The organism is Streptomyces sp. NPDC055966, from assembly GCF_042269865.1.
Lineage (GTDB): Bacteria > Actinomycetota > Actinomycetes > Streptomycetales > Streptomycetaceae > Streptomyces.
The window spans coordinates 75,522-99,216 of the sequence record NZ_JBHJYK010000023.1 but is presented as its reverse complement, the minus strand read 5'-3'; the positions used below and the strand labels follow the sequence as shown (position 1 = coordinate 99,216).

The window sequence follows — 23,695 nt, the reverse complement described above, 5'->3', positions numbered from 1 at the left end:
TTCCGTCACCTGCCGGGGGTCGGGGTGGAGGCGGGCTGGGGGGTGGGGGGCGGCGGTACGGCCGCCTCCGGGTCCGCGGGGGCGGGCCCGGGGGCGCCCTGGGGGCCTGCCTGCGGGGTCGCGGCGGAGGGGGCCGGAGCCGGGAGCGACGCGGAGGGGGACGCCGAGCGGGCGACGGCCGGGGTCATGGCCTCGGGCGCCACCGGGTCGGTTCGGGCGGCGGACCCGGGGGCGGCGCCGGGGACGCCCCTGACCCTGCCGTCGGGGCCGAGGAAGGCCGGGTCGCCGCCGGGGACCATGCCGAGTTCGCGGGCGCGGCGCTGGAGGGCGTCGGGCGAGGAGTAGTCGTCGATGTCCCGCTGGAGAGCCTGCTCCTCGTCGGTGAGGCTCTTCGTCCGCTTCTGGAGGTCGGCGAGTTTGAACGAGCCTTCGCTGAGGGCGGAGTTCAGCACCAGCAGCCCGATGAGGCCGCCGCCGAGGAGCAGGACGACGAGGAGGACGAACGGGGTGCGGGCCGCGCGTGCGCGGCCGGCCGGGATGAGCCGGGCGAGCCGCGCGGCCCGCCCCCTCAGTTCGGGTTTCCTACTCACTGCTCCCCCGGTGGGTGCGGGAATCCGACCGGCTTCCCTGGTGGGTACGGGAATCCAACCGACTCCCCTGGTGAGTCCGGAAGTCCGACCGGCCCGTCTCGCTCACTCGGCGTCCTCCCTGATGCGCTCGGCGCCGCGCAGCCTGGCCGGGGCGGCCCGGCGGTTCTCGGCGACCTCTTCCTCGGTGGGAAGTTCGGCACCGCGGGTGAGCAGCTTGAGCCGTGGCTGGTACCGCTCGGGCACGACCGGCAGCCCGGGCGGCGCGGTGGACGCGGCACCGGCCGCGAACACCTGCTTCACCAGCCGGTCCTCCAGCGACTGGTACGACAGCACGGCGATGCGTCCGCCGACGTCGAGGGCCTTCACCGCGGCCGGGATCGCCCGCTCCAGGACGGACAGTTCGCCGTTGACCTCGATGCGCAGCGCCTGGAAGGTGCGCTTGGCCGGGTTGCCGCCGGTGCGCTTGGCCGCCTGCGGCAGGGCGTCCCGGATCAGCTCCACGAGCCGGGCGCTGTTGCTGAACGGCTCCTTCTCGCGCTCGCGCACGATCGCGGACACGATCCGCTTGGCCTGCTTCTCCTCGCCGTACGCGCGCAGGATGCGCACGAGTTCGCCCGCCGGGTAGGTGTTGAGGACCTCGGCGGCGCTGACGCCGGTCGTCTGGTCCATGCGCATGTCCAGGGGCGCGTCCTGGGCGTAGGCGAAGCCGCGGTCGGCCTCGTCCAGCTGCATCGAGGAGACCCCGAGGTCGAACAGGATGCCCTGCACGCGCGCGATGCCGAGCCGGCGCAGCACGTCGGGCAGCTCGTCGTAGACGGCGTGCACCAGGGTGGCGCGCTCGCCGAAGGGCGCGAGGCGCTCGCCGGACAGCCGCAGCGCCTCCTTGTCCCGGTCGAGGCCGATCAGCCGGGCCTCGGGGAACCGGGTCAGCAGCGCCTCGCTGTGCCCGCCGAGGCCGAGGGTGCAGTCGACGACCACCGCTCCCGGCCGCTCCAGGGCGGGGGCCAGCAGGTCCAGGCACCGCTGGAGCATCACCGGGACGTGTCGACTCTGGCTCAAGGGGGCCTCTCATCTTCCGGCGAGGCCGCACGCACCGCCGGGTCCCCGCCAGCTCGTGTAGGGGAGGCCTGCCGGCGCCGGAAGCGTCGGCCGGCCGGGAGCGGGAGGAGGCCGAGCCGTACGTACGCGCCGCGCACGTGGGGAGACGGTCCGGGTGTTCTCCGGGGTCTCCAGGGGTTTCACCAGCAGGGAGAGCCGCGCCTCCCGCTTCGCGTCACTTTAGTCCACCCTGTCTCGCGGTCAATCAACCGGCCTGCGCGTCGCGTACCGCATCGTGGCGGAAGCTGCAATACGAAATGATTCACCCGTTCGGCGAGGTTTTGCCGTCCGTGTGGGTTAGCTCACAACAAGCCACCATGGCGTTCTTTGTCCGCTCTCACAGGAGGACGGGACCGAGTGTGACCAGTAGCGTCGTCGGTATGACGACTTCCGCAGCAGTTCCCAGTGGACCCGAAGGCGCCATAGCCAGCGACGGCACCGTGACGGACCGCCTGGTCGAGGCCAACCAGGGGTACGCCGCCGAGTTCACCGACCCGGGCATGGACGCGCGTCCCGTGCTCCAGGTCGCGGTCGTGGCCTGTATGGACGCCCGGCTCGACCTGCACGCCGCGCTCGGCCTGGAGCTCGGCGACTGCCATACGATCCGCAACGCCGGCGGGGTCGTCACCGACGACGTGATCCGCTCCCTGACCATCAGCCAGCGCGCGCTCGGCACCCGCAGCATCGTGCTGATCCACCACACGGGCTGCGGCATGGAGTCCCTCACCGAGGACTTCCGGCACGACCTGGAGATGGAGGTCGGCCAGCGCCCCGCCTGGGCGGTGGAGGCCTTCCGCGACGTCGACCAGGACGTGCGCCAGTCCATGCAGCGCGTGCGCACCTCGCCGTTCCTGCTGCACACCGACAACGTGCGCGGCTTCGTGTTCGACGTGCGCACGGGCCTGCTGCGCGAGGTCGACCCGGCCTGAGCGCACCGACCGGCCGGCCGCCCCGGAAACCCGGCGCCTTCCGCGCCGTCCCTGTATCGAAATCAGGGTCGAAAAGGCCGTAACACCGACATCGTGCGGGCAGTTGTCCACAGGCGAGTGACACGAATCGGTAACGGCAGCAAGAATGCGGGGGGTGACGTCACGCGGAACTGTTCCCGCGTGGTGTCCGTGTTTCGGGGTGGGCCGGTTACGCGTCACAGAGCGTCGGCCCGGACAGACGGGCCGAGGAGGGCCGGGTGACGACCTATGACGATCGAGCGAGCCTCACTGATCTGACCGCCACGGTGGAGCGGGTGCGGGATTCGGTGGAGGGCGTGATCGAGGGCAAGCCCGAGGTCGTACAGCTCGCGCTGACCGTGCTGCTCGCCGAGGGCCATCTGCTGATCGAGGACGTCCCCGGAGTGGGCAAGACGATGCTCGCCAAGGCGCTCGCGCGGTCCATCGACTGCTCGGTGCGGCGCATCCAGTTCACGCCCGACCTGCTGCCCTCGGACATCACGGGTGTCTCCATCTGGGACCAGCAGCGCCGGGACTTCGAGTTCAAGCCGGGCGCCATCTTCGCGCAGATCGTGATCGGCGACGAGATCAACCGCGCCTCGCCCAAGACCCAGTCCGCGCTGCTGGAGTCCATGGAGGAGCGCCAGGTCACCATCGACGGGCAGACCTACGAACTGCCCAGCCCCTTCATGGTGGTGGCCACCCAGAACCCGGTCGAGATGGAGGGCACCTATCCGCTGCCCGAGGCCCAGCGCGACCGCTTCATGGCCCGCGTCTCCGTCGGCTACCCGAGCGTGGAGGCCGAGTTGCAGATGCTCGACGTCCACGGCGGCGTGAGCCCCCTGGAGGACCTCCAGCCGGTGGCGCACGCGCACGAGATCGTGAAGCTGGTCGAGGCGGTGCGCGGGGTCCACGTCTCCGAGCCGGTCCGGCGCTACGCGGTGGAACTGGTCGCCGCCACGCGCACGCACCCCGACCTCAGACTCGGCGCCTCCCCGCGCGCGACGCTGCATCTGCTGCGCGCGGCGAAGGCGACCGCGGCCCTGGCCGGGCGGGAGTTCGCGCTGCCGGACGACATCCAGGCACTCGCCGTCGCCGTCCTCGCCCACCGCCTGCTGCCCACCGCCCAGGCCCAGCTCAACCGCCGTACGGCCGAGCAGGTCGTGCACGAGATCCTCCAGCACACCCCGGTGCCCGCGGCGCAGGGCGGGCAGAGCGGCCTCGGCGGCCTCGGCCGCGTCGTCCCGGCGTACCCCCAGCAGCCCCCGCGGAGCCTGTGATGAGCGCCGGGGGGACCGGGCAGGCGGCGGCCGACCAGGGCGAGACGGGCGGCGTCCGTACGGCCCTTTCGGGTCTGACGACCCGCGGCCGCTCCTTCCTGGCCGCCGGGATCGCCGCCGCGATCTGCGCGTACGTCCTCGGCCAGAGCGACCTGCTGCGGGTCGGCCTGCTGCTGGCCGTGCTGCCCCTGCTCTGCGCGACCGTGCTCTACCGCACGCGCTACCGGGTGGCCGCCACCCGCCGGCTCGCCCCCGCGCGCGTGCCGGCCGCCGGCGAGGCCCGGGTGCACCTGCGGATGGACAACGTCTCCCGGCTGCCCACCGGCCTGCTGATGCTCCAGGACCGGGTGCCCTACGTCCTCGGGCCGCGCCCCCGGTTCGTGCTCGACCGCGTGGAGCCGGGCGGCCGCCGCGAGGTCTCCTACCGGGTCCGCTCCGACCTGCGCGGCCGCTACCCGCTGGGCCCGCTCCAGCTGCGGCTCACCGACCCCTTCGGGATGTGCGAACTGACCCGCTCCTTCTCGGCGTTCGACACGCTCACGGTCATCCCTCGCGTGCAGCCGCTCCCCCCGGTCCGCTTCAGCGGCGAGGCCAAGGGCTACGGCGACGGACGGCAGCGCTCGCTGGCCCTCGCGGGCGAGGACGACGTGATCCCGCGCGGCTACCGCTACGGCGACGACCTGCGCCGGGTGCACTGGCGCTCCACCGCGCGCTACGGCGAACTGATGGTCCGCCGCGAGGAACAGCCCCGGCGTTCCCGCTGCACCGTCCTGCTGGACACCCGGGGCGGTGCCTACGAGGGCGCGGGCCCCGACTCGGCGTTCGAGTGGGCCGTCTCCGGCGCCGCCTCGGTGCTGGTGCACATGCTCGAACGGGGCTTCTCGGTACGGCTGCTGACCGACACCGGCAGCGCGGTGCCCGGCGAGGGCGGCGACGGTTTCTCGGGCAGCGGCCCGGAGACCGCCGACGCGGCCGGGCTGATGATGGACACCCTCGCGGTGATCGACCACTCCGACGGCACGGGCCTGTCCCGGTCGTACGACGTGCTGCGCGGCGGCAACGAGGGGCTGCTGGTGGCCTTCCTGGGCGACCTGGACGAGGAACAGGCCGCGACGGTCGCCAAGATGAGCCGGCGTGCCGGCGGCGCCGTCGCCTTCGTGCTCGACCCGGACACCTGGGTGCGCGAGGCGACCGACGTGCCCCGGCCGGGCGACCGGCACGAGGAGCGGCTGCGTGTACTGCGTGAGGCGGGCTGGACCGTGCTGAGCGTGCCGCGCGGCGCCCCGCTGAACGCGCTGTGGCAGCAGGCGGACCGGGTGCGGTCCGGGCTGGCCGCCGTGGGCGGGGAGACGGGGGCATGAGCGGGCGGCGCGGTGCGGCCGCGGTGAGCCGGGGGCGGGGGCATGAGCGAACGTTCCGGTCGGGCGCCGGTGCGCGGGGAGGCGGAGGCGTGAGGGAATGGTCCGGGCCGGCCCCGGTGCGCGGGGAGGCGTCGGGATGAGCGGGCGGGCACGACTGGCGCTGTGCGCCGCCGCGGCCACGCTGATGGCCTCCTGCGCGCTGCTGCCGCTGGTGGCCGCGCCGACCTGGCTGATCCAGCTGATCCCGCTGGTGGCCGTGCAGACCGGAGTCGGCGCGGCGGCCCGCCGGGTGCCGCTCGGCCGGCCGCTGACCGTGGCCGCGCAAGTGCTGGTCACCCTGCTCATGCTGACCCTGGTCTTCGCGCGCCGGCACGCGTTCATCGGGCTGATCCCGGGCCCGGGCACCTTCCGCTATCTGGCCGACCTGCTCCAGCAGGGTTCCACCGACGTCAGCGAGTACGCGATACCGGCGCCGCTCACCGACGGCATCAAGCTGATGCTGATCGGCGGCGTCCTGATCGTCGGCCTGCTGGTGGACACCCTCGCGGTGACCTTCCGCAGCGCGGCCCCGGCCGGGCTGCCGCTGCTCGCGCTGTACTCGGTGGCCGCCGGGCTGTCCGGCGGCGGCGCCGACTGGCTGTGGTTCCTGGTGGCGGCGGCCGGCTATCTGATGCTGCTGCTCGCCGAGGGCCGCGACCGACTGGCGCAGTGGGGCCGGGTGTTCGGCGGCGGACCCGGCTCCCCCGGTGCCCCGGAGGGCGGTGCGGTGGCCCCGGTGCGCAGCGGACGCCGGATCGGCGCGGTCGCGCTCGGCGTGGCCCTGCTGGTGCCGCTCGCCCTGCCCGCGATGAGCGGCGGCCTGCTGGGCGCCGCCGGCACCGGGGTGGGCGCGGGCAACGGCGACGGCGGCACCATCTCGGCGGTCAACCCGCTGGTGTCGCTGCGCGACAGTCTGAACACGAACGACGACCGTCAGGTGCTGTCCGTGAAGACCAGCACGAACGACGTCTCGGACCTGTACCTGCGGATCGTCTCCCTGGACGAGTTCGACGGCACCACCTGGAAACCGGCCCAGCGGCACATCGTCGGCGTGCCGGACACCTTCCCCACGCCCATCGGCCTGAGCCCGGACGTCAAGCGGGGCGCGGTGATGACGACGATCTCGGCGGCGGACTGGTACGCCCAGGACTGGCTGCCGATGCCGTACCCGCCGAGCGCGGTGAAGATCGCCGGCCGCTGGCGCTACGAGCCGGTCGGCATGACCCTCGTCGGTGACCACGGCCAGAACACCCGCGGCGAGACCTACCAGGTGACCAGCCTGGACGTGCAGCCGACGGCCGAGCAGCTGGCCGCCGCGCCGGAGCCGCCGTCGGCCCTGAAGCGCCAGTACACGCAGGTGCCGGCCGCGCTGCCGAAGGTGGTGGCGCAGACGGCGAAGCAGATCACCGCGGGCGCCCGCAACCACTACGAGGAAGCGGTCAAGCTCCAGGACTACTTCGCGCTCACGGGCGGCTTCCAGTACGACACCCAGGTGGAGGTCGGCCGCGGGCCGAACGCCATCGCCAACTTCCTGAAGAAGAAGCAGGGTTTCTGCGTCCACTTCTCCTTCGCCATGGCGGCGATGGCCCGCACCCTCGGCATCCCGGCCCGGGTCGCGGTGGGCTTCGCCCCGGGCACCCCGCAGACCGACGGCACGGTCACGGTGAGCCAGAGGGACGCGCACGCCTGGCCGGAGTTGTACTTCGAGGGCGTGGGCTGGACCCGCTTCGAGCCGACCCCGACCCGGGGCACCACGCCGTCGTACACGGTGTCGGACACGCCCGGCACCTCGCTCCCGGACCAGGACCTGCCCTCGCACCACTCGTCCGCGCCGCCGTCGACGGCGGCCTCGCCGAGCGAGAACTGCTCGGCGGCGCTGGTCAAGATCCAGGGCTGCGACACCGCGTCGGCCGTGGCGGCGCCGGGGAGCGGTGGCGGCGGCGCGGGCCCGTGGTGGGCCGTGCTGATCGGGCTGGCCGCGCTGGTGGTGCTGGCCGTTCCGCTGTCGCCGCTGCTGTGGCGGGCGCGGGTGCGCTCGGTGCGGCTCGGGGCGCACGCCCGGACCGGGGAGGGCGCGGCGCGGCACACCCTGGCGGCCTGGCAGGAGCTCACGGACAGCGCCTGGGACCACGGCATCACGCCGGACGAGTCGCTGACCGCGCGCAGAGCGGCCGACCGGATCGTCCGCCTCGGCGAGCTGGACGCGGCGGCCGGTGCGGCGGTGCACCGGGTCGCGGACGCCGTGGAGCAGGTGCTGTACGCGCCGCGGCCGCGCCCGGCGGCGGGAGTCGCGGAGGATGTGCGCCGGGTGATCGAGGGGCTGCGCGGCGCGGTCGGTACGGGTGCGCGGCTGCGGGCGCTGTTCCTGCCCCGCTCGTCGGTGCGGGTGCTGTGGGCGGTCTCGGCCCGCTGGTCGGCGCTCCGGGCCCGGGTGACGGCGGCCCGGCCGATCCTGCGCCGGCCGTCGGAGCAGCAGAGCTGAGCCGCCACCGGCCCAGGAGGCGCAACAACGTGTGAGGGGCGACCACCTCGGGGTGGTCGCCCCTCACACGTTGTCTGTCGGAGCCGGCGGAATCCGCTGCGCGGCGCTAGCGGCCCTGCTCGTCCCGGCGGCGCTGCCAGCGCTCTTCGATCCGGTCCATCATGGAGCGCTTGGGACGCGGCTGCCGGCGAGCGGCGCCCGCGGGCTGCTCACCCGGCTTCGGCGCCTTGCGCCAGCCGGTCACGGCGAGTACGGCGCAGCCCAGCATGACGAGGAAACCCACCACGCTGACCCAGATCAGCTGCGCGACCATTCCGGCCATGAGGAGCGCGATACCCACGAGGAAGCCTGCGACCGCCTGGTAGACCCGACGCCGGGTGTACGTACGCAGACCGCTTCCCTCAAGCGCCGACGCGAACTTGGGATCTTCGGCGTACAGCGCTCGCTCCATCTGCTCGAGCATGCGCTGCTCGTGCTCCGAGAGCGGCACGGAGTCCTCCTCATCGTGCAGTCGCCGGGGCGACCCGGGGGGTCCCTTCAGGATAGGCAGGGAATCGCCCCCGTGAAACCCGCCCCTCTACGCCAATTGGCCAACCGGATTCCGCCATGGCCGTCCCGGCTCGCTGAGGCTTCCATTCCCCTGCGACCGGCCCGTCATGCCGGGTGGTGCACCTCGATCATACGGCGCAAACCCCACGATCGGGGGTCTTGTGTCGTACTCCATCCGCCGTCGATGCCCTGATCAGCGGCGGGTCCCGGCCGTGGGCTCAGGCCCCTGCGGCACCCGGTGTCTCACCGAGCACATGCAGTTGGGTGGCCACGGAGTGGAACGCGGGCAACTCGGCTGCGGCGGCCTCCAGCTTGAGGAGGGCGTCGAGGGCGCCGGGCTCGGTGTCCACCAGGACGCCGGGGACGAGGTCGGCGAAGACCCGCACGCCGTGCACGGCGCCGACGGCCAGGCCCGCGCCCTCGACGAGCGCGGTGAGCTGCTCGGCGGTGAAGCGGCGCGGCATCGGATCGCCGGTGCCCCAGCGGCCGTCGGGGTCCTGGAGCGCCTGCCGGGCCTCCGTGAAGTGGCCGGCGAGGGCGCGGGCGAGCACGGCGCCGCCGAGGCCGGCGGCGAGCAGGCTGAGGACGCCCTCCGCGCGCAGGGCGGCGACGGCGTTGCGCACGCCCTCGGCCGGGTCGTCGACGTACTCCAGGACGCCGTGGCACAGAACGGCGTCGTAGCCGCCGCGCTCGACCACGTCGAACAGGCCGTGTGCGTCGCCCTGGACGCCCCGGACCCGGTCGGCGACGTCGGCCTCGGCGGCCCGGCGCTCCAGCGCGAACAGCGCGTTCGGGCTGGGGTCGACGACGGTCACGCGGTGGCCGAGGCGGGCGAGCGGCACGGCGAAGTTGCCGCTGCCGCCTCCGGTGTCGAGGACGTCCAGGCAGTCCCGTCCCGTGGCCTTGACCCGGCGGTCGAGGGCGTCCTGGAGGACCTCCCAGACCACGGCCGTACGGAGGGAGGCGCGGGGGCGAGGGGTGTCGGAGCGCAGCGACGCCCGTTGCGGGTGGTGGTGGGAGACGGGCGGGCGCATCGGGTCCGACACGGCAGTTGACTCCTCGGCAGGGCGGAACGCTTCAGGCAACCTCCACCCTATTGCCTCGGATGCCCCGCCGGTCACCCACGGCCGCGCAGGTCGCGGTGCGTCTCGCCCGGCGGACGCCGCTGCGGCCGTCCCCTTCGACCGCCGCCGCGGGCGCTCGCCCCCGGCTCGCCCCGGGCCGTGGGTCAGCCCGCGTCCGGGAGGCCTCCCCGGGTGCTCGGGCCGGGTGGCTCACCGGCATCCCTGCGGGGCTGCGGCAGGACCGGCTGGAGGACGAGCATCCGCTCCACGATGCGCAGGAACATCGCGACGTCGCGTATCAGGTCGTCGGCGTCGCGCTGTCCGGCCGCGCCCTGGATGCCGGCCTCGGCGCGGGCGCGGCGGGCGGCGCCGGAGGCGAACAGCGCGCTCCACTCGGTCAGTTCGGGGGCGATCTCGGGCAGTACCTCCCAGGCGCTGCGGATCCGCGCGCGGCGGCGCGGGTTGGTCTCGGGCCGGCCCCGGGCGGCGAGCACGGCGGCGGCGGTGCGCAGGGCGGCGAGGTGGGCCGTCGCATAGCGCTCGTTCGGAGTTTCCAGGACGGCGGTCTCCTCCAGTCCGGCGCGGGCCTGGGCGAGCAGGTCGAGGGCGGCGGGTGGAGCCGTGGTCCGGCGGAGCACGGGGTGCACGTCGCTCGCCGGGCCGGTCGGTGAGGGGGCAGGGCCGGTGGCGCGGCGCCGGCGGGCGGCGGCGGACGGGTTGGCCATGACGAACCTCCTGTCGTCTGGGTGACGGCACGCCCTCACACGGGTGCGCCGTATGTGCCCATCGTGAGGTATGCCACTGACAATCCGTTCTGACCTGGGGTTTTGCTTCGATCGAAGGTTCGGGCGTATTTTTGCACTGACCAGTCAGTTCAAATATCGGCGATCAGGCAGGGGGGCTTGTGGACGGCGTGGACGTCACGGCCGAGGGCCTCGGACTCAAGGGACCGCGGGGGTGGGCCTTCCGCGGCCTCACCTTCGACGCGGTACCCGGCTCGCTCATCGCGATCGAGGGACCGTCCGGCTCAGGCCGCACGAGCCTGCTGCTCGCGCTCACCGGGCGGATGAAGCCCACCGAGGGCACGGCTGCCGTCGGCGGGCTCGCCCTCCCGCGGCGCATGGCCGCGCTGCGCAGGATCAGCGCGGTGGCCAACGCGGCCGGGGTGACCGACCTGGAACCGGCCCTCACCGTCGGCGAGCACCTGCGCGAACGGGCGCTGCTCCAGAGCCGGTTCGGCGACTCCCTGCGCGAGCTGCTGCGCCCCCGCCCGCAGCGCGCGCACGAGGCACGGCTGCGCGTCGACGCGGCGCTGGCCGCCGCCGGACTCGACCTCGAAACGCTGCCCAAGGGCTCCCGGACGGCCGTCCGCGACCTGGAGCGGCTCCAGGAGCTGCGCCTGTCCATCGCCCTGGCCCTGCTCGGCCGGCCCGGGCTGCTCGGTGTCGACGACGTCGACCTGAAGCTCTCGGACACCGAGCGCGCCGCGGCCTGGGACCTGCTGCGGTCCGTCACGCGCGCGGGGACCACGGTCGCGGCCGTCTGCCGCACCGCACCCGCGGACTGCGTGGCCGTGCGGACCGGGGCGAGGGACACCGCGGCCCCGGCCGGCGAGGAAGCCGCCGCCGACAGGAGCGGCGGCAACAGCGACACCGAGGAGGACGCCGATGCGCTCGCCTAGGCTGGCCGCGCTCGAACTCAGGCGCTTCGGGCGCGGGAAGCTGCCCCGCGCCGCCCTGGTCGCGCTGCTCGTGCTGCCCCTGCTCTACGGCGCCCTGTATCTGTGGTCCTTCTGGGACCCGTACGGCCGCCTGGACCGCATCCCGGTCGCCCTGGTGAACGACGACAAGGGCGCCACGGCGGGCGGGAAGAAGATCACCGCCGGCGACGACATCGTCGCCGGGCTGCGCGACAGCCGGACCTTCGACTGGCACGAGGTGAGCGACGACGAGGCCCGCGCGGGCGTCGAGAACGGCACGTACTACCTGTCGCTGACGATGCCCGCCGACTTCAGCCACCGGATCGCGTCCAGTTCGGGAGACACCCCCGTCGCCGGCGCCCTGCGCGTGCGTACCAACGACGCGAACAACTACATCGTCGGCCAGATCTCCCGGACCGTCTTCAACGAGGTGCGCTCGGCCGCCTCCGCCAAGGCCTCCCGCAGCTTCCTCGACAAGATCTTCGTCTCGTTCTCCGACATCCACGGCAAGACCGTCACGGCCGCCGAGGGCGCCGACAGGCTGAACACGGGCATCGGCAAGGCGGAGAAGGGCTCCAAGGATCTCGCCGACGGACTGAAGGACGCCAAGACCGGCAGCGGCAGCCTGGCCAAGGGCCTGAAGAAGCTGGACTCCGGCGCCGGTGACCTCCAGAACGGCTCCCGGCAGGTCGCCGACGGCACGCAGGAACTCGCCGACAAGGTCGACGGGGTCTACGACAAGGCCGGACCGTTCCTGAAGAGCAACGAGAAGACCATCGGGGACACCGCCCGGCTGGTCTCCGACTCGGCGAAGACCGTCAAGGACAACCTCGACGTCCTGATGAAGCTCGCGCCCGTCGCCGACAAGACCGCGCACGGCTCCGCCGCCCTCCTCGACGAGATCTACAAGGCGCGCTGCGAGACCGCCGTCCTCCCGGACCCCGTCTGCCCGGACCTCAAGCGGGCCAGGACGGCCGCCGACGAGGTCGCCACCGTCGCCGACGACCTCGACACGCTGGTCGCCGACCAGGACGGCGACCTGAGGACGATGCGGGCCAACCTCGGCACGCTCCAGAAGCAGGCCGACGCCCTCGCCGCGCGGGCACCGCACCTGTCCGAGGACGTCGACGACGCCGTCAAGAAGATCGACGAGCTGAACGACGGCGCCCAGAAGGTCGCCGCGGGCGCCAAGAAGCTGCACACCGGCCTCGGCACCGCCCGGACCGGCGCGGACACGCTCGACCGGGGCATCGGCACGGCGGCCACCGGCGCCCAGACCCTGAGCGGCGGCATGTACAAGCTGTCCGACGGCTCCGACCGGCTCGCCGGCGGGCTGCACGACGGCGCGAAGAAGATCCCGGACTACGACAAGGGCCAACGCGACGCACGCACGGGCGTGATGGCCGATCCGGTCCAGCTGGCCTCACAGGACCTGCACAAGGCACCGAACTACGGCACCGGGTTCGCCCCGTACTTCATCCCGCTGTCCCTCTGGGTGGGCGCGATGGTGGCCTACATGCTGATCCAGCCGCTCAACCGGCGCGCCCTGTCGGCCGGTTCGCCGGACTGGCGGATCGCCCTCGCCGGCTGGCTGCCGGTGGTCGCCGTGGGCGTGCTCCAGGTGGCGGCGCTGATGGCCGTGCTGCACTGGGCGATCGGCCTCCAGATGCTGCACGCGGCGGGCACGGTCGGCTTCCTGTTCCTGGTCACCGCGTGCTTCGGGGCGATCGTCCAGTGGCTGAACGCCCGCTTCGGCGCGGCGGGCCGGATCCTGGTGCTGGCCCTGCTGATGCTCCAGCTGACCTCGGCGGGCGGCACGTACCCCGTGCAGACCAGTCCGGGCTTCTTCAACGCGATCCACCCGTTCCTGCCGATGAGCTACATCGTGGAGGCGCTGCGCCGGCTGATCACGGGCGGCGGGCTCGGCCCGGTCTGGCAGGCGTGCGCCGTGCTGGCCGCGTACACCGCGGGCGCGCTCGCGCTGACCGCCGTCGCGGCCCGGCGCCGCCAGGTGTGGACGCTCGACCGGCTGCACCCGGAGCTGAGCCTGTGATCCCCGAGGAGACTCGGCACGCGCGCGTACCTGTGAGAATCGGGGCCATGGAAAGCAGCAGCGCCAGGTCCGGCGGCAGCACGCGCCGCGAGGCCACCCGGCAGAAGCTCTACGAGGCGGCCGTCACGCTCATCGCCGAGCAGGGCTTCTCCGCCACCACCGTGGACGAGATCGCCGAGCGGGCCGGAGTCGCGAAAGGCACCGTCTACTACAACTTCGCGAGCAAGTCGGTCCTCTTCGAGGAACTGCTGCGGCACGGTGTGGGCCTGCTCACCGCCTCCCTGAAGGAGGCCGCGCAGGACACCGCGCGCGCGGGCGGCAGCAAGGTGGACGCGCTGGACGCGATGGTCCGCGCGGGCCTGGTCTTCATCGACCGCTACCCGGCCTTCACCCAGCTGTACGTGGCCGAGCTCTGGCGCACCAACCGGGCCTGGCAGTCCACGCTGATGGTGGTCCGTCAGGAGGCCGTCGCGGTGGTCGAAGGGGTGCTGCGCGAGGGCGTGGCGGGCGGGGAGTTCAGCGACGAGATCGACGTCCCGCTGACGGCGGCCGCGCTGGTCGGCATGGTCCTGGTGGCCGCGCTGGACTGGAAGGCCTTCCAGCCGGAGCGCTCCCTGGACGACGTCCACGCGGCCCTGTCCCGGCTGCTCCAGGGGCGCGTGAGCGGCAGGGGCTGAGCGCCGCCGTCGCAGAGCAGGGGAAAGGCGCCGGTCCCTTGCCGGACCGGCGCCTTCCCGTTCCCCTTGTTCCCCCGGTTTCCCCTTGCTCCCCGTACTCCCCCGTACGGTTCTCCCCCGTCGGTCCCCCGTGGGCGGTCGTTCCCCGGGTCCCCCGTCTCGCTTCCGCCGACGGATCGGCGGAAGGAGCGGCCAGGTGGCGGGCGCCGTTCCGCCGCCCCGTGTCGGCGGTGCCGGGCCGCGCCCCCTTGCCGTGCCTCCACTGTCCCGTCCGCACGGGTCGCGGCCCATCCGCGCGGGTACTCATCTCGCCGCCTAGGTACGGATACTCAGCCGTACGCGCGCGTGCCCACGCCCGCGGGCCCGCGCCTGGCTACGATCGCGTCCGTGTCCGTACTCCCCCTGGTGTTCACCAGCGGCTGGGCCAGCGGCGTCAACGCCTACGCGGTGGTGCTGCTCCTCGGCCTGTTCGGCCTGACGGGGGTGAGCGACGACGTCCCGCAGACGCTGCAGCGTCCCGAGGTGCTGATCGCCGCCGGCGTGCTGTTCCTGTGCGAGGCGGTCGCCGACAAGATCCCGTACGTCGACTCGGTGTGGGACTCGGTGCACACGGTGGTCCGGCCGCTCGCGGGCGCCTGGGTGGGCGCGCTGCTCGCCGGGCACAGCGGCTCGGTGTCGGACGTGGCGGCCGGTCTGATCGGCGGCTCGACGGCGCTGGCCAGCCACACGGTGAAGGCCGGGACACGAATGGCGGTCAACACCTCGCCGGAGCCGTTCAGCAACGTCGTGCTCAGCCTCGCCGAGGATCTCGGCGTGGGCGGTGTCGTGTCGCTCGCGATGTTCCACCCGCAGGCGGCGGCGCTCGTCGCGGCCGTCCTGCTGGCCGGCGGGCTGGCCGTGCTGGTCCTCCTGGTCTCCCGCATCCGGCGCTTCCTGCGCCGCCGCGCCCAGCGCCGGGAGGAGCGCCGGCTCGCCTCACGGGCGCCCTGACCTGCACGGGGACCGCCCGCGGGCGGGATTGTCAGTGGCGGTCGATAAAGTCGCAGGCATGGCACGGATTGTGGTGATCGGCGCCGGGATGGGCGCGATGGCGGCCGCCGCCCGGCTGGCCGTCGCGGGCCACCGGGTGACGGTGTACGAGCGGACGGACACGTACGGCGGTGCGGTGCGCCGTCTGGAGCGGGACGGGTTCGCCTTCGACACCGGCCCGGGCCTGCTGACGCTGCCCGCGGTGTACCGCGATCTGTTCGTCAAGACCGGCAAGGAGCCGCTGGAGGACTGCGTCGAGCTGGTCCAGGTCGACCCGTCCGCGCGGCACGTCTTCGCGGACGGCACGGAGGTGTCGGTGCCGAACGCCTCGCGCGCGGGTGTGGTCTCGGCGCTGGAGGGGGCGCTGGGCGCGGGCGCGGGCGAGCGCTGGGGCGACTTCCTGGTACGGGCGCGGGAGGCCTGGGACCGCACGCGCAGGCCGCTGCTGGAGGAGCCGCTGTGGCCCAACTGGCGGGTGCTGGCCGACAAGGAGCCGTACCCGGGCGTCCCGCACAAGCGGCTGCTGCGCACGCGGCGCGCGAGCACGCTGGCCGAGATCGGCGCCTGGGAGCTGCGCGACGAGCGGCTGGCGGCCCTGCTGGCGAGCAGCGCGCTCGCCCACGGCCTGGATCCGCGGACCGCCCCGGCGAGCACCGCCGTGCTGCCCTACATGGAGCACGCCTTCGGCACCTGGTATGTACGCGGCGGCATCCGGGAGTTGGCGCGGGCGGTGTACGAGCGGTGTCTGAAGCGGCGGGTGGAGTTCGTCTTCGACGCGGAGGTCATGCGCATCCTGGACCAGGACGGGCGGGCCACGGGCGTGGAGCTGCGGGACGGCACGGTGGCCGAGGCCGACCATGTCGTGGCGGACGTGGACCCGGCGCGGCTGAAGGTGATGACGGACCGTCCGCTCGACCAGGACGGAGATGTCCGGGCCGACCCGTTCACGACCCGTCCGGGGCGGTTCGCCGTGCTGCTGGCCCTGCGCGGCGGGCGCGCGGCCGGTGCCGCGCATCGCACGGTCGTCCACGCGCCGGACCCGGTGTCCGAGCTGGACTTCCTGGCCTCGGCGGAGGGGGACCGGCCGCCGTGGCCCACGGTGACCGTGCTGCGCCCCGACGATCCCGCGCTCCGGCCGGACGACGGGCACGAGTCCATGGTGCTGTCCGCGGTGGTGCCGAGCGCCGTCGACTGGGACGACCAGGGCATGGTCCGGCGGTACACGGACCATCTCCTCGACGCCGCCGGGGCCGCTATACCGGGCCTGCGGGACCGCGTCCTGTGGCAGGAGGTGCGCACGCCGGACGACTCCGACGACGAGACGAGTGCCTTCCTCGGCGCGGTGCCGGCCCCCGCGCTGGCCGCCGGCCGGGGCCGTTACCTGCACCCGGCGAACACCACCCGGCTGCCCGGGCTGTACCGGGTCGGCGGCTGGTCCCATCCGGGCGGCGGCCTGGCGCACGCGGGCATGTCGGGTGCGCTGGTGGCGGGGCTGATCGTGGAGGGCCCGGAGTTCCGCGGCTCCCAGTGAGCCGGCCCGGGCCCGAGGCGCGGTAACGGCCTCAGAAACGGTACTGCTCGTCGTACCCGGCGCCGGGCTGCGGCTGCTGCGCGTGGCCGTGCGCCTGGCCCTGGTAGGGGTACGGCTGCTCCTGCGGGAGTTCGCCGCCGTAGGCCTCGTCGGTGCGCTGCTGCGGCACCCACACCCCGCCGGGCGGGGTCTCCCCGTAGCCGCCGCCGGCGTAGGGGTCCTGGGCGTAGCCCTGCTGGCCGTACTGCCCGGCGTAGCCCGCGTCGTACCCGCCGCCGTAGGGCTGGCTGCCGACGTACGGGTCGGAGTAGTTGGCGTAGGCCTGCTGGTCGCCGGCGGCGTAGCCGTAGCCCTGCTGGCCGTAGCCGGAGTAGTCGTAGGCGTAGGCCTGCTGGCCGGTGCCCTGGGGCTGGGCCGCGTGGGTGGCGGTCTCGCCGTAGACGCCGTAGGAGCCGGTGTCCTCGGGCATGGGCTGGGGCTCGTAGACAGCGGTGCTCTCGGCGGGCCGGGCCGGGGTGAAGACGTCGTCGCGGTCGTAGTCGTCGTAGCCCTCGTGGCCCTGCGCGTAGCCGGGCTGCTCGGGCTCGTGCTCGTCCTCGTGGGCGGCGGGCTCCGGGTCGGAGACCTCCAGCGTCGGGTCCTGCCGGTCCGCCCTGCCGCGGCGGCGCTTGCTGCCGCCGCTGCCGGCGTCGCTCTCGCCGTCGGGCCGCTTGACCGCCCAGCCGGCGGCGAAGCCGCGGCGGAACGACAGCGTGACGTAGGTCTGGCCGACGGCGAAGGCGATGGCGCCCACGCCGATCACGATCACGGACGGCAACAGCACACCGACCACGACACCGAGGAAGCCGGCGAAGGCGAGCAGCCTCCAGCGCAGCCGCGCCTTGTACTGAAGCAGCACTTCGCCCAGCAACCACAGCGCGACGACACCGAACGCGATGTAGAGGACCGTCCAGCCCATGTACGCCCCTCTCCCAGTGACCGCTACGCAGTGTGTCCTATCGCGGTGCGGCCGGTCTAGGCCTGCGGGGGGTGGTGCAGACCCAGGTTCTCGTAGATTTCCAGGGTCGCCGTGGAGTTGTTGAGCGTGATGAAGTGCAGTCCGGGCACTCCCTCGGCGAGCAGCCGAGCGCAGAACTCCGTGGCGAACTCGATACCGATGGAGCGTACCGCCGCCGGATCGTCCTTCGCTGTGAGGATCCGCTCTTTCAGAGCGTCCGGGAAGACCGCATTGCTGAGTTTGGGCAACCGTTCCAGCATCTTCACGCTGGTGACAGGGAGGACCTCGGGGATCACCGGGGTGTCACAGCCCGCGGCCGCCACCCGGTCGCGCAGCCGGAGATACGACTCCGGCTGGAAGAACATCTGTGTGATGGCGTAGTCGGCGCCGGCGCGGCACTTGTCCACGAAGTGGGCGACGTCGGTGTCCCAGTCCGCGGAGCGCGGGTGCATCTCCGGGAACGCGGCGACGCCGACGCAGAAGTCGCCCGACTCCTTGATGAGCCGGACGAGATCGGCCGCGTAGGTCAGGCCCTTGGGGTGCGGGACCCACTGGCCCATGGGGTCGCCGGGCGGGTCGCCGCGCACGGCGAGCATGTTGCGGATACCGGCGTCCGCGTACTGGCCGATGATGTTGCGCAGCTCGGCGACGGAGTGGTCGACCGCGGTGAGGTGGGCGACCGGGGTGAGCGTCGTGTCGGCGACGATCTGCTGGGTCTCCTTGACCGTGCCCGCGCGGGTGGAGCCGCCGGCGCCGTAGGTCACGGAGACGAAGTCGGGCGCGACCGCCTCGACCCGCCGCAGCGCGCTCCACAGGTTCCGCTCGCCCTTGGGGGTCTTCGGCGCGGAGAACTCGAACGAGTACGTCGTCTTGCCGGCGGCGAGCATGTCACGCACGGTGCGTGCGCGATCAGTCCTGGTGGATGCGGTTCCGAGGGCCATACGGGCAGGTTAGCCAGGGGGCGGCGGTCCCCCAACCGGGCGCCGGAAATTTGCCCGAATTGTCGCTCTCCTGTCCATCCCTTGGACAAATTCATGGACGGGGCCGGCCCGTCATCACCCGGGCAGGGCCTCACACCTGCGGCAGCCGCTTGGCGAACTCCGCCGCGGCGGCACCCGGGTCGTCCGCCTCCGTGATCGCGCGGACGACGACCACCCGGCGGGCGCCGGCCTCCAGCACCTCGTCGAGGTTGCCGAGGTCGATGCCGCCGATGGCGAACCAGGGGCGCTCGGTGCCGAGGGCGGCGGTGCAGCGCACCAGGTCGAGGCCGGGGGCGTGGCGGCCGGGCTTGGTGGGGGTGGGCCAGCAGGGGCCCGTGCAGAAGTAGTCCACGCCGTCCTGCGCGGCGGCCGCGGCGGCCTCGGACTCGGCGTGCGTGGAGCGGCCGATCAGCACCTCGTCGCCGAGGACCGCGCGGGCCGCGGGGACGGGCAGGTCGCCCTGGCCGAGGTGGAGCACGTCGGCGCGGGCGGCGTGGGCGACGTCCGCGCGGTCGTTGACCGCGAGGAGCTTGCCGTGCCGGGCGCAGGCGTCGGCGAAGACCTCCAGGTGCGCCAGCTCCTCGGCGGCCTCCATGCCCTTGTCGCGCAGCTGCACGATGTCGACACCGCCGGCCAGGACCGCGTCCAGGAACTCGGGCAGGTCGCCCTGGCGCCTGCGCGCGTCCGTGCACAGGTACAGGCGGGCGCCGGCGAGCGCGGCGCGTGCGGTGTCGGACATGCGTGGGTCCCCCCGGGGTCGGTGTCGCTGACGGATGTCGGGGTGGCGTACGGGCCGCTGCTCACGGCGGCGGCCCGTACGCCCCCTCGTGGTAGGGCTCGGCTCAGACGGCGAGCGCCTGGGCGCGGCGCTTCACCTCCGTGCCGCGATTCTCGCTCAGGGCCTGCGCGGGGGTGCCGGGCAGGGTCGGGTCGGGGGTGAAGAGCCACTCAAGCATCTCTTCATCCGTGAAGCCGTCGTCCCGCAGGAGCGTCAGGGTCCCGGTCAGGCCCTTGACGACCTTGTCCCCGTCGATGAAGGCGGCGGGGACGTGCAGCGCCCGGTTCTCCCCTCGGCGTACGGCGATGAGCTGGCCCTCCTTGACCAGCTGCCGCACGCGCGTCACCTCGACGCCGAGCATCTCGGCGATGTCGGGGAGGGTGAGCCAGGCGGGGACGAGAGCATCGATCTTTGCGTCAATCTCGGTCACGTGAACAAGCCTGCCATCCCCCACTGACAGTCGGAAGTCAGGCAGGTCCAGGCGGGAGGGTGTGGGAGGGTGTGCTATTCGGCGACGGCGTCCTTCAGAGGCCTGCCCGGATCCGCCAGCGCCCGCGCGTCCATCCTGCGGCCCGCCTCGATCAGCCTGCGTCCCTGGGCCAGGTCGCGCGGGCGGCCCACGGCCAGCAGGGCCACCAGGCGGTCCGCGCGCAGCCAGCACACCGTCCAGGCCGGGCCTGCCGGGTCGCCGCGCCACACCAGTCGGTCGGCCGCCGCGTGGTGCCCGGCGTACTGCACGAACCGGCCGAACTGCTCGGACCAGAAGTACGGCACCGGGTCGTACTCCGTCGGGGTCTCGCCCATGATGTTCGCGGCGACCGTGCGCGGGCCCTGGAGGGCGTTGTCCCAGTGGTGGACGAGCAGCCGCTCCCCGTAGCGGGCCGACGGGAAGGAGGCGCAGTCGCCGACGGCGTACACGTCCTCGACGCTGGTGAGCAGGCGGGCGTCGGCGACGATCTCGCCGTGGGCGCCCAGCTCGATGCCGGAGCCAGCCAGCCAGCCGGTGGCCGGGCGGGCGCCGATGCCGACGACGACGGCGCCCGCGGGCAGCCGCGTGCCGTCGGCGAGCACGACCGCGCCCGGCTCGACGCGCTCCACGCGCGCGTTGGTGCGCAAGGTGGCCCCGCTGTCCGCGTACCAGGCGGCCATGGGTGCCGCGACCTCCGCGGGCAGGGCACCCGCGAGCGGCCGGTCGGCGGCCTCGACGACGGTGACCGCGCAGCCCGCCGCGCGCGCGGCGGTGGCGAACTCGGCGCCGATCCAGCCGGCGCCGACGACCACGATCTCGTGCTGCTCGGCCAGGACCGGCCGCAGCCGCTCGGCGTCGTCCAGGGTGCGCAGCAGATGCACGCCCGGCACGCCCTCGGTGCCCGGCAGGGTGATCGGCTCGGCGCCGGTGGCGAGGACCAGCACGTCGTACGGCACCGGGCCCGCCTCGGTGTCCAGCTCGTGCGCGGCGGGGTGCACGCCCAGCGCCTCGCAGCCGAGCCGCAGCTCCACGCCGAGCGACTCGAAGTCCACCTCGAAGGCCGAGTCCTCGGCCTTGCCGAGGAGCACGGCCTTGGACAGCGGCGGCCGGTCGTAGGGCTGGTGCGGTTCGGCGCCGATCAGGGTGACGGCGCCCTTGAAGCCTTGCTCGCGCAGGGCGACCGCGGTCTGCACCCCGGCCATGCCCGCGCCGACGACGACCACGCGCCGCCCCGGTGACGTGCGTTCTTCCGCTGTCTGCTCGCTCACCCGATCACCATAGGCACGTGACAATCCGTCAGTCATGGGGCGTGCTCGGTGACCTGTTCCACAACACTCGTCCCGCTCCCCGCCTGCGACTCCCACTCCCAGGTCTCCGCGAGCCGCACCCGCCCGTCCGGCAGCTCCGCGACCGTGGACACGCAGTGGCCGCAGGAGGTCGTGCCGTCGGTCTTCAGCTGGACGTAGCGGAAGTCGAGCCGGTCCCCCTCCCGGGTGCCGACCAGATGGCCGCGGACCACGTCGCCGCCCGCGTACTCGGCCCAGATCTCGCCGTCCTTCTCGTGGTACAGGAACCGGGTGCGCGTACCCACCTGACCTGGGGCTTGGTCCGCGACCGGGGCGAGGATGAGTCCGTCGAGCGAGCGGGCCATGGGCAGGGGCTCCCTTACGGGTGAGGCGGGCCGCGGGCTAGGGTGGCCACCGTACAAGCACTCGCGGGAGCCCGGACGCACCGGGCTGAGAGGGAGGCTGGCGGCCTCCGACCGTACGAACCTGATCCGGGTCATGCCGGCGAAGGGAGGGGCTGGACGCCCATGTCGTCACGTACGTCCGACACGTCCGACGTCCTCGTCATCGGGGGCGGAATCATCGGCCTGGTCACGGCCTGGCGCGCGGCGCAACGCGGGCTCGCCACGGCCGTGGTGGACCCCGAGCCCGGCGGCGGGGCCGCGCGGGTCGCGGCCGGGATGCTGGCCGCGGTCACCGAACTGCACTACGGCGAGGAGACCCTGCTCGCCCTCAACCTCGAATCGGCGCGCCGCTACCCCGACTTCGCCGCCGAGCTGACCGAGCTGACCGGCCACGGCCTCGGCTACCGCCGCTGCGGCACCCTCCAGGTCGCGCTCGACGCCGACGACCGTGCCCATCTGCGCGAACTGCACGCCCTCCAGCGGCGCTCGGGCCTGGAGTCCGAGTGGCTGTCCGGGCGGGAGTGCCGGCGCCTGGAGCCGATGCTGGCACCCGGGGTGCGCGGCGGGCTGCGGGTCGACGGCGACCACCAGATCGACCCGCGGCGGCTCGCGACGGCCCTCGTCGTCGCGTGCGAACGGTCCGGCGTGGTGTTCCACCGCGCGTGGGCCGAGCGGCTGGACGTCGCGGCCGGCCGCGCCGCCGGGGTCACCCTCGCCGACGGCACCGCGCCGCGCGCCGGGCAGGTGGTGCTCGCGGCCGGCAGTCTGAGCGGGCGGCTCGCGGGGGTGCCCGAGGGGCTGCTGCCGCCGGTGCGGCCGGTCAAGGGGCAGGTGCTGCGGCTGACCGTGCCGCGCGCGTACGCGCCGTTCCTGAGCCGTACCGTGCGGGCCGTCGTCCGCGGCGGGCACGTCTACCTGGTGCCCCGGGAGAACGGCGAGCTGGTCGTCGGCGCGACCAGCGAGGAGCTCGGCTGGGACACGACGGTCACCGCGGGCGGCGTGTACGAGCTGCTGCGCGACGCGCACGAGCTGGTGCCGGGCATCACCGAGCTGCCGCTCACCGAGACCCGCGCCGGGCTGCGCCCCGGCTCGCCGGACAACGCACCGCTGCTCGGCCCGTCCGGGCTGGACGGGCTGGTGCTGGCCACCGGGCACTACCGCAACGGGGTGCTGCTCACGCCGGTCACCGGCGATGTCATGGCAGGACTGCTGGCCGACGGCGAACTGCCGGAGGAGGCCCGCCCGTTCACACCGCGGCGCTTCGGCGCCGTCGCCCCCTCCGCCGCCCTTCAGGAGCAGCCCGCATGAACATCTCGATCTCTGTCAACGGAGAGCGCCGGGAGATCGTTCCGGGCACCGCGCTCGACTCCGTCGTCCGCTCCCTGGTCGCCGCGCCCTCCGGGGTGGCCGCGGCCGTCAACGAAACCGTCGTCCCGCGCGCGCAGTGGGCGAACACACCGCTGGGCGAGGGCGATCGCGTGGAAGTCCTCACCGCCGTACAGGGGGGCTGAAGCATGGCCGACGATTCCTTGGTCCTCGGGGGTACGACGTTCTCGTCACGGCTGATCATGGGTACGGGCGGTGCGACCAGCCTGGAGGTGCTGGAGCGGGCGCTGATCGCCTCCGGCACGGAGCTGACGACGGTCGCGATGCGGCGGGTGGATCCTTCCGTGCACGGCTCGGTGCTGTCGGTGCTGGAGAAGCTGGGCATCGGGGTGCTGCCGAACACGGCGGGCTGTTTCACCGCCGGGGAGGCGGTGCTGACCGCGCGGCTGGCCCGGGAGGCGCTGGGCACGGACCTGATCAAGGTGGAGGTCATCGCCGACGAGCGCACCCTGCTGCCGGATCCGGTGGAGACGCTGGAGGCGGCGGAGACGCTGGTGGACGAGGGGTTCACGGTGCTGCCGTACACCAACGACGATCCGGTGCTCGCGCGGAAGCTGGAGGACGCCGGGTGCGCGGCGGTGATGCCGCTGGGCTCGCCGATCGGGTCGGGGCTCGGTATCCGCAACCCCCACAACTTCCAGTTGATCGTGGAGCACGCGCGCGTGCCGGTGATCCTGGACGCGGGGGCCGGTACGGCGTCCGACGTGGCGCTGGCCATGGAGCTGGGGTGCGCCGGGGTGATGCTCGCCTCGGCGGTGACCCGGGCGCAGGAGCCGGAGCTGATGGCCGCCGCGATGCGGCATGCGGTGGAGGGCGGCCGGCTGGCCCGGCTGGCCGGGCGGATCCCCCGCAGGCACTTCGCCGAGGCGTCGTCCCCCACGGAGGGGATGGCCCGGCTGGATCCCGAGCGGCCGGCGTTCTAGCGTCACAGGTCGGCTTCAGTAGCCGGCGGGAGGCGGGCTCGGATCGGGGTTTGTCGGTCGGTCCTCGTAGACT

General features: G+C 73.7%; 23 protein-coding genes and 1 riboswitch. Of the genes, 12 read left to right on the top strand and 11 right to left on the bottom strand.

Annotation, left to right across the window (positions count from 1 at the left end):
• Positions 1–5: 5 nt before the first annotated feature.
• Complete coding sequence (locus ACFC8N_RS37960; protein WP_362820589.1) at positions 6–590, bottom strand: septum formation initiator family protein; 585 nt, start codon at positions 588–590, stop codon at positions 6–8.
• Between the two features lie 102 nt (positions 591–692).
• Positions 693–1,649 carry a 16S rRNA (cytosine(1402)-N(4))-methyltransferase RsmH gene (rsmH, locus tag ACFC8N_RS37955; RefSeq protein ID WP_362820587.1) on the bottom strand — a complete coding sequence of 319 codons (957 nt, stop codon included), beginning with the start codon at positions 1,647–1,649 and terminating at the stop codon, positions 693–695.
• 419 nt (positions 1,650–2,068) lie between these two features.
• Between rsmH and ACFC8N_RS37950 the strand changes: the two genes are divergently transcribed.
• The 4 genes from ACFC8N_RS37950 to ACFC8N_RS37935 all read left to right on the top strand — a co-directional run bounded on the left by ACFC8N_RS37950 (position 2,069) and on the right by ACFC8N_RS37935 (position 7,797).
• Entirely contained in the window at positions 2,069–2,617 is a 549-nt protein-coding gene (locus ACFC8N_RS37950; RefSeq protein WP_356020993.1) for a carbonic anhydrase, read from the top strand.
• A 257-nt stretch (positions 2,618–2,874) separates the two neighbouring features.
• Positions 2,875–3,915 carry a MoxR family ATPase gene (locus ACFC8N_RS37945; protein ID WP_356020991.1) on the top strand — a complete coding sequence of 347 codons (1,041 nt, stop codon included), beginning with the start codon at positions 2,875–2,877 and terminating at the stop codon, positions 3,913–3,915.
• Positions 3,915–5,276 (top strand): DUF58 domain-containing protein, encoded by a 1,362-nt coding sequence (locus ACFC8N_RS37940; protein ID WP_356020989.1) that lies wholly within the window; start codon positions 3,915–3,917, stop codon positions 5,274–5,276. Before ACFC8N_RS37945 ends, ACFC8N_RS37940 begins: the two co-directional genes overlap by 1 nt.
• Positions 5,277–5,412: 136 nt before the next feature.
• The gene (locus ACFC8N_RS37935; protein ID WP_376293600.1) at positions 5,413–7,797 is read left to right on the top strand and encodes a DUF3488 and DUF4129 domain-containing transglutaminase family protein; all 2,385 of its coding nucleotides are present in this window, start codon (positions 5,413–5,415) and stop codon (positions 7,795–7,797) included.
• 106 nt (positions 7,798–7,903) lie between these two features.
• Here the strand turns inward: ACFC8N_RS37935 and ACFC8N_RS37930 are convergent, their stop codons facing one another.
• The 3 genes from ACFC8N_RS37930 to ACFC8N_RS37920 all read right to left on the bottom strand — a co-directional run bounded on the left by ACFC8N_RS37930 (position 7,904) and on the right by ACFC8N_RS37920 (position 10,135).
• Positions 7,904–8,287: a DUF3040 domain-containing protein gene (locus tag ACFC8N_RS37930; protein WP_071372429.1), complete on the bottom strand. Its 384-nt coding sequence runs from the start codon at positions 8,285–8,287 to the stop codon at positions 7,904–7,906.
• Positions 8,288–8,564: 277 nt separating this feature from the next.
• On the bottom strand, positions 8,565–9,392 hold the full coding sequence (locus ACFC8N_RS37925) for a methyltransferase (RefSeq protein ID WP_356020984.1): 828 nt from the start codon (positions 9,390–9,392) through the stop codon (positions 8,565–8,567).
• A gap of 182 nt (positions 9,393–9,574) precedes the next feature.
• Positions 9,575–10,135 carry an SAV_6107 family HEPN domain-containing protein gene (locus tag ACFC8N_RS37920; protein ID WP_356020982.1) on the bottom strand — a complete coding sequence of 187 codons (561 nt, stop codon included), beginning with the start codon at positions 10,133–10,135 and terminating at the stop codon, positions 9,575–9,577.
• A gap of 179 nt (positions 10,136–10,314) precedes the next feature.
• Between ACFC8N_RS37920 and ACFC8N_RS37915 the strand changes: the two genes are divergently transcribed.
• From ACFC8N_RS37915 to ACFC8N_RS37895, 5 genes are all read left to right on the top strand, one after another.
• The gene (locus tag ACFC8N_RS37915; protein WP_362820585.1) at positions 10,315–11,091 is read left to right on the top strand and encodes an ATP-binding cassette domain-containing protein; all 777 of its coding nucleotides are present in this window, start codon (positions 10,315–10,317) and stop codon (positions 11,089–11,091) included.
• A complete protein-coding gene (locus tag ACFC8N_RS37910) occupies positions 11,078–13,162 on the top strand; it encodes a YhgE/Pip family protein (RefSeq protein WP_376293595.1) in 2,085 nt (694 codons plus the stop codon). Before ACFC8N_RS37915 ends, ACFC8N_RS37910 begins: the two co-directional genes overlap by 14 nt.
• Positions 13,163–13,209: 47 nt before the next feature.
• Positions 13,210–13,839 (top strand): TetR/AcrR family transcriptional regulator, encoded by a 630-nt coding sequence (locus ACFC8N_RS37905; RefSeq protein WP_356020975.1) that lies wholly within the window; start codon positions 13,210–13,212, stop codon positions 13,837–13,839.
• Between the two features lie 387 nt (positions 13,840–14,226).
• The gene (locus ACFC8N_RS37900) at positions 14,227–14,829 is read left to right on the top strand and encodes a DUF4126 domain-containing protein (protein WP_376293593.1); all 603 of its coding nucleotides are present in this window, start codon (positions 14,227–14,229) and stop codon (positions 14,827–14,829) included.
• Positions 14,830–14,887: 58 nt separating this feature from the next.
• A complete protein-coding gene (locus ACFC8N_RS37895; RefSeq protein WP_376293591.1) occupies positions 14,888–16,399 on the top strand; it encodes a phytoene desaturase family protein in 1,512 nt (503 codons plus the stop codon).
• A gap of 31 nt (positions 16,400–16,430) precedes the next feature.
• Here the strand turns inward: ACFC8N_RS37895 and ACFC8N_RS37890 are convergent, their stop codons facing one another.
• The 6 genes from ACFC8N_RS37890 to ACFC8N_RS37865 all read right to left on the bottom strand — a co-directional run bounded on the left by ACFC8N_RS37890 (position 16,431) and on the right by ACFC8N_RS37865 (position 21,274).
• Complete coding sequence (locus tag ACFC8N_RS37890; protein WP_356020968.1) at positions 16,431–17,357, bottom strand: hypothetical protein; 927 nt, start codon at positions 17,355–17,357, stop codon at positions 16,431–16,433.
• A 56-nt stretch (positions 17,358–17,413) separates the two neighbouring features.
• A complete protein-coding gene (metF, locus tag ACFC8N_RS37885) occupies positions 17,414–18,337 on the bottom strand; it encodes a methylenetetrahydrofolate reductase [NAD(P)H] (protein ID WP_362820580.1) in 924 nt (307 codons plus the stop codon).
• Positions 18,338–18,467: 130 nt separating this feature from the next.
• Positions 18,468–19,115 (bottom strand): thiamine phosphate synthase, encoded by a 648-nt coding sequence (thiE, locus tag ACFC8N_RS37880; protein ID WP_356020963.1) that lies wholly within the window; start codon positions 19,113–19,115, stop codon positions 18,468–18,470.
• Between the two features lie 103 nt (positions 19,116–19,218).
• Positions 19,219–19,584: an Rv2175c family DNA-binding protein gene (locus ACFC8N_RS37875; RefSeq protein WP_158919883.1), complete on the bottom strand. Its 366-nt coding sequence runs from the start codon at positions 19,582–19,584 to the stop codon at positions 19,219–19,221.
• Between the two features lie 74 nt (positions 19,585–19,658).
• Entirely contained in the window at positions 19,659–20,891 is a 1,233-nt protein-coding gene (locus ACFC8N_RS37870; protein WP_362820578.1) for an FAD-dependent oxidoreductase, read from the bottom strand.
• Between the two features lie 32 nt (positions 20,892–20,923).
• On the bottom strand, positions 20,924–21,274 hold the full coding sequence (locus ACFC8N_RS37865; RefSeq protein WP_071372417.1) for a hypothetical protein: 351 nt from the start codon (positions 21,272–21,274) through the stop codon (positions 20,924–20,926).
• 53 nt (positions 21,275–21,327) lie between these two features.
• A riboswitch (TPP riboswitch) is annotated at positions 21,328–21,439 on the top strand.
• Between ACFC8N_RS37865 and thiO the strand changes: the two genes are divergently transcribed.
• The 3 genes from thiO (at position 21,437) to ACFC8N_RS37850 (ending at position 23,622) form a co-directional block, all read left to right on the top strand.
• On the top strand, positions 21,437–22,621 hold the full coding sequence (thiO, locus tag ACFC8N_RS37860; RefSeq protein WP_376293584.1) for a glycine oxidase ThiO: 1,185 nt from the start codon (positions 21,437–21,439) through the stop codon (positions 22,619–22,621). It overlaps the preceding riboswitch by 3 nt.
• Positions 22,618–22,824 carry a sulfur carrier protein ThiS gene (gene thiS / locus ACFC8N_RS37855; RefSeq protein WP_356020956.1) on the top strand — a complete coding sequence of 69 codons (207 nt, stop codon included), beginning with the start codon at positions 22,618–22,620 and terminating at the stop codon, positions 22,822–22,824. Before thiO ends, thiS begins: the two co-directional genes overlap by 4 nt.
• A 3-nt stretch (positions 22,825–22,827) precedes the next feature.
• Positions 22,828–23,622, top strand: coding sequence for a thiazole synthase (locus tag ACFC8N_RS37850; protein WP_376293580.1), 795 nt, complete (start codon positions 22,828–22,830; stop codon positions 23,620–23,622).
• The last annotated feature ends 73 nt before the right edge of the window (positions 23,623–23,695 follow it).

What these genes read in the sequence shown, in the direction of transcription:
- thiE (WP_356020963.1), bottom strand. Translation starts at nt 19,115, where the DNA reads ATGTCCGACACCGCACGCGCCGCGCTCGCCGGCGCCCGCCTGTACCTG.
- ACFC8N_RS37905 (WP_356020975.1), top strand. Translation starts at nt 13,210, where the DNA reads ATGGAAAGCAGCAGCGCCAGGTCCGGCGGCAGCACGCGCCGCGAGGCC.
- ACFC8N_RS37940 (WP_356020989.1), top strand. Translation starts at nt 3,915, where the DNA reads ATGAGCGCCGGGGGGACCGGGCAGGCGGCGGCCGACCAGGGCGAGACG.
- ACFC8N_RS37850 (WP_376293580.1), top strand. Translation starts at nt 22,828, where the DNA reads ATGGCCGACGATTCCTTGGTCCTCGGGGGTACGACGTTCTCGTCACGG.
- metF (WP_362820580.1), bottom strand. Translation starts at nt 18,337, where the DNA reads ATGGCCCTCGGAACCGCATCCACCAGGACTGATCGCGCACGCACCGTG.
- ACFC8N_RS37920 (WP_356020982.1), bottom strand. Translation starts at nt 10,135, where the DNA reads ATGGCCAACCCGTCCGCCGCCGCCCGCCGGCGCCGCGCCACCGGCCCT.
- thiO (WP_376293584.1), top strand. Translation starts at nt 21,437, where the DNA reads ATGTCGTCACGTACGTCCGACACGTCCGACGTCCTCGTCATCGGGGGC.
- thiS (WP_356020956.1), top strand. Translation starts at nt 22,618, where the DNA reads ATGAACATCTCGATCTCTGTCAACGGAGAGCGCCGGGAGATCGTTCCG.
- ACFC8N_RS37895 (WP_376293591.1), top strand. Translation starts at nt 14,888, where the DNA reads ATGGCACGGATTGTGGTGATCGGCGCCGGGATGGGCGCGATGGCGGCC.
- ACFC8N_RS37910 (WP_376293595.1), top strand. Translation starts at nt 11,078, where the DNA reads ATGCGCTCGCCTAGGCTGGCCGCGCTCGAACTCAGGCGCTTCGGGCGC.
- ACFC8N_RS37950 (WP_356020993.1), top strand. Translation starts at nt 2,069, where the DNA reads ATGACGACTTCCGCAGCAGTTCCCAGTGGACCCGAAGGCGCCATAGCC.
- ACFC8N_RS37935 (WP_376293600.1), top strand. Translation starts at nt 5,413, where the DNA reads ATGAGCGGGCGGGCACGACTGGCGCTGTGCGCCGCCGCGGCCACGCTG.
- ACFC8N_RS37890 (WP_356020968.1), bottom strand. Translation starts at nt 17,357, where the DNA reads ATGGGCTGGACGGTCCTCTACATCGCGTTCGGTGTCGTCGCGCTGTGG.
- ACFC8N_RS37865 (WP_071372417.1), bottom strand. Translation starts at nt 21,274, where the DNA reads ATGGCCCGCTCGCTCGACGGACTCATCCTCGCCCCGGTCGCGGACCAA.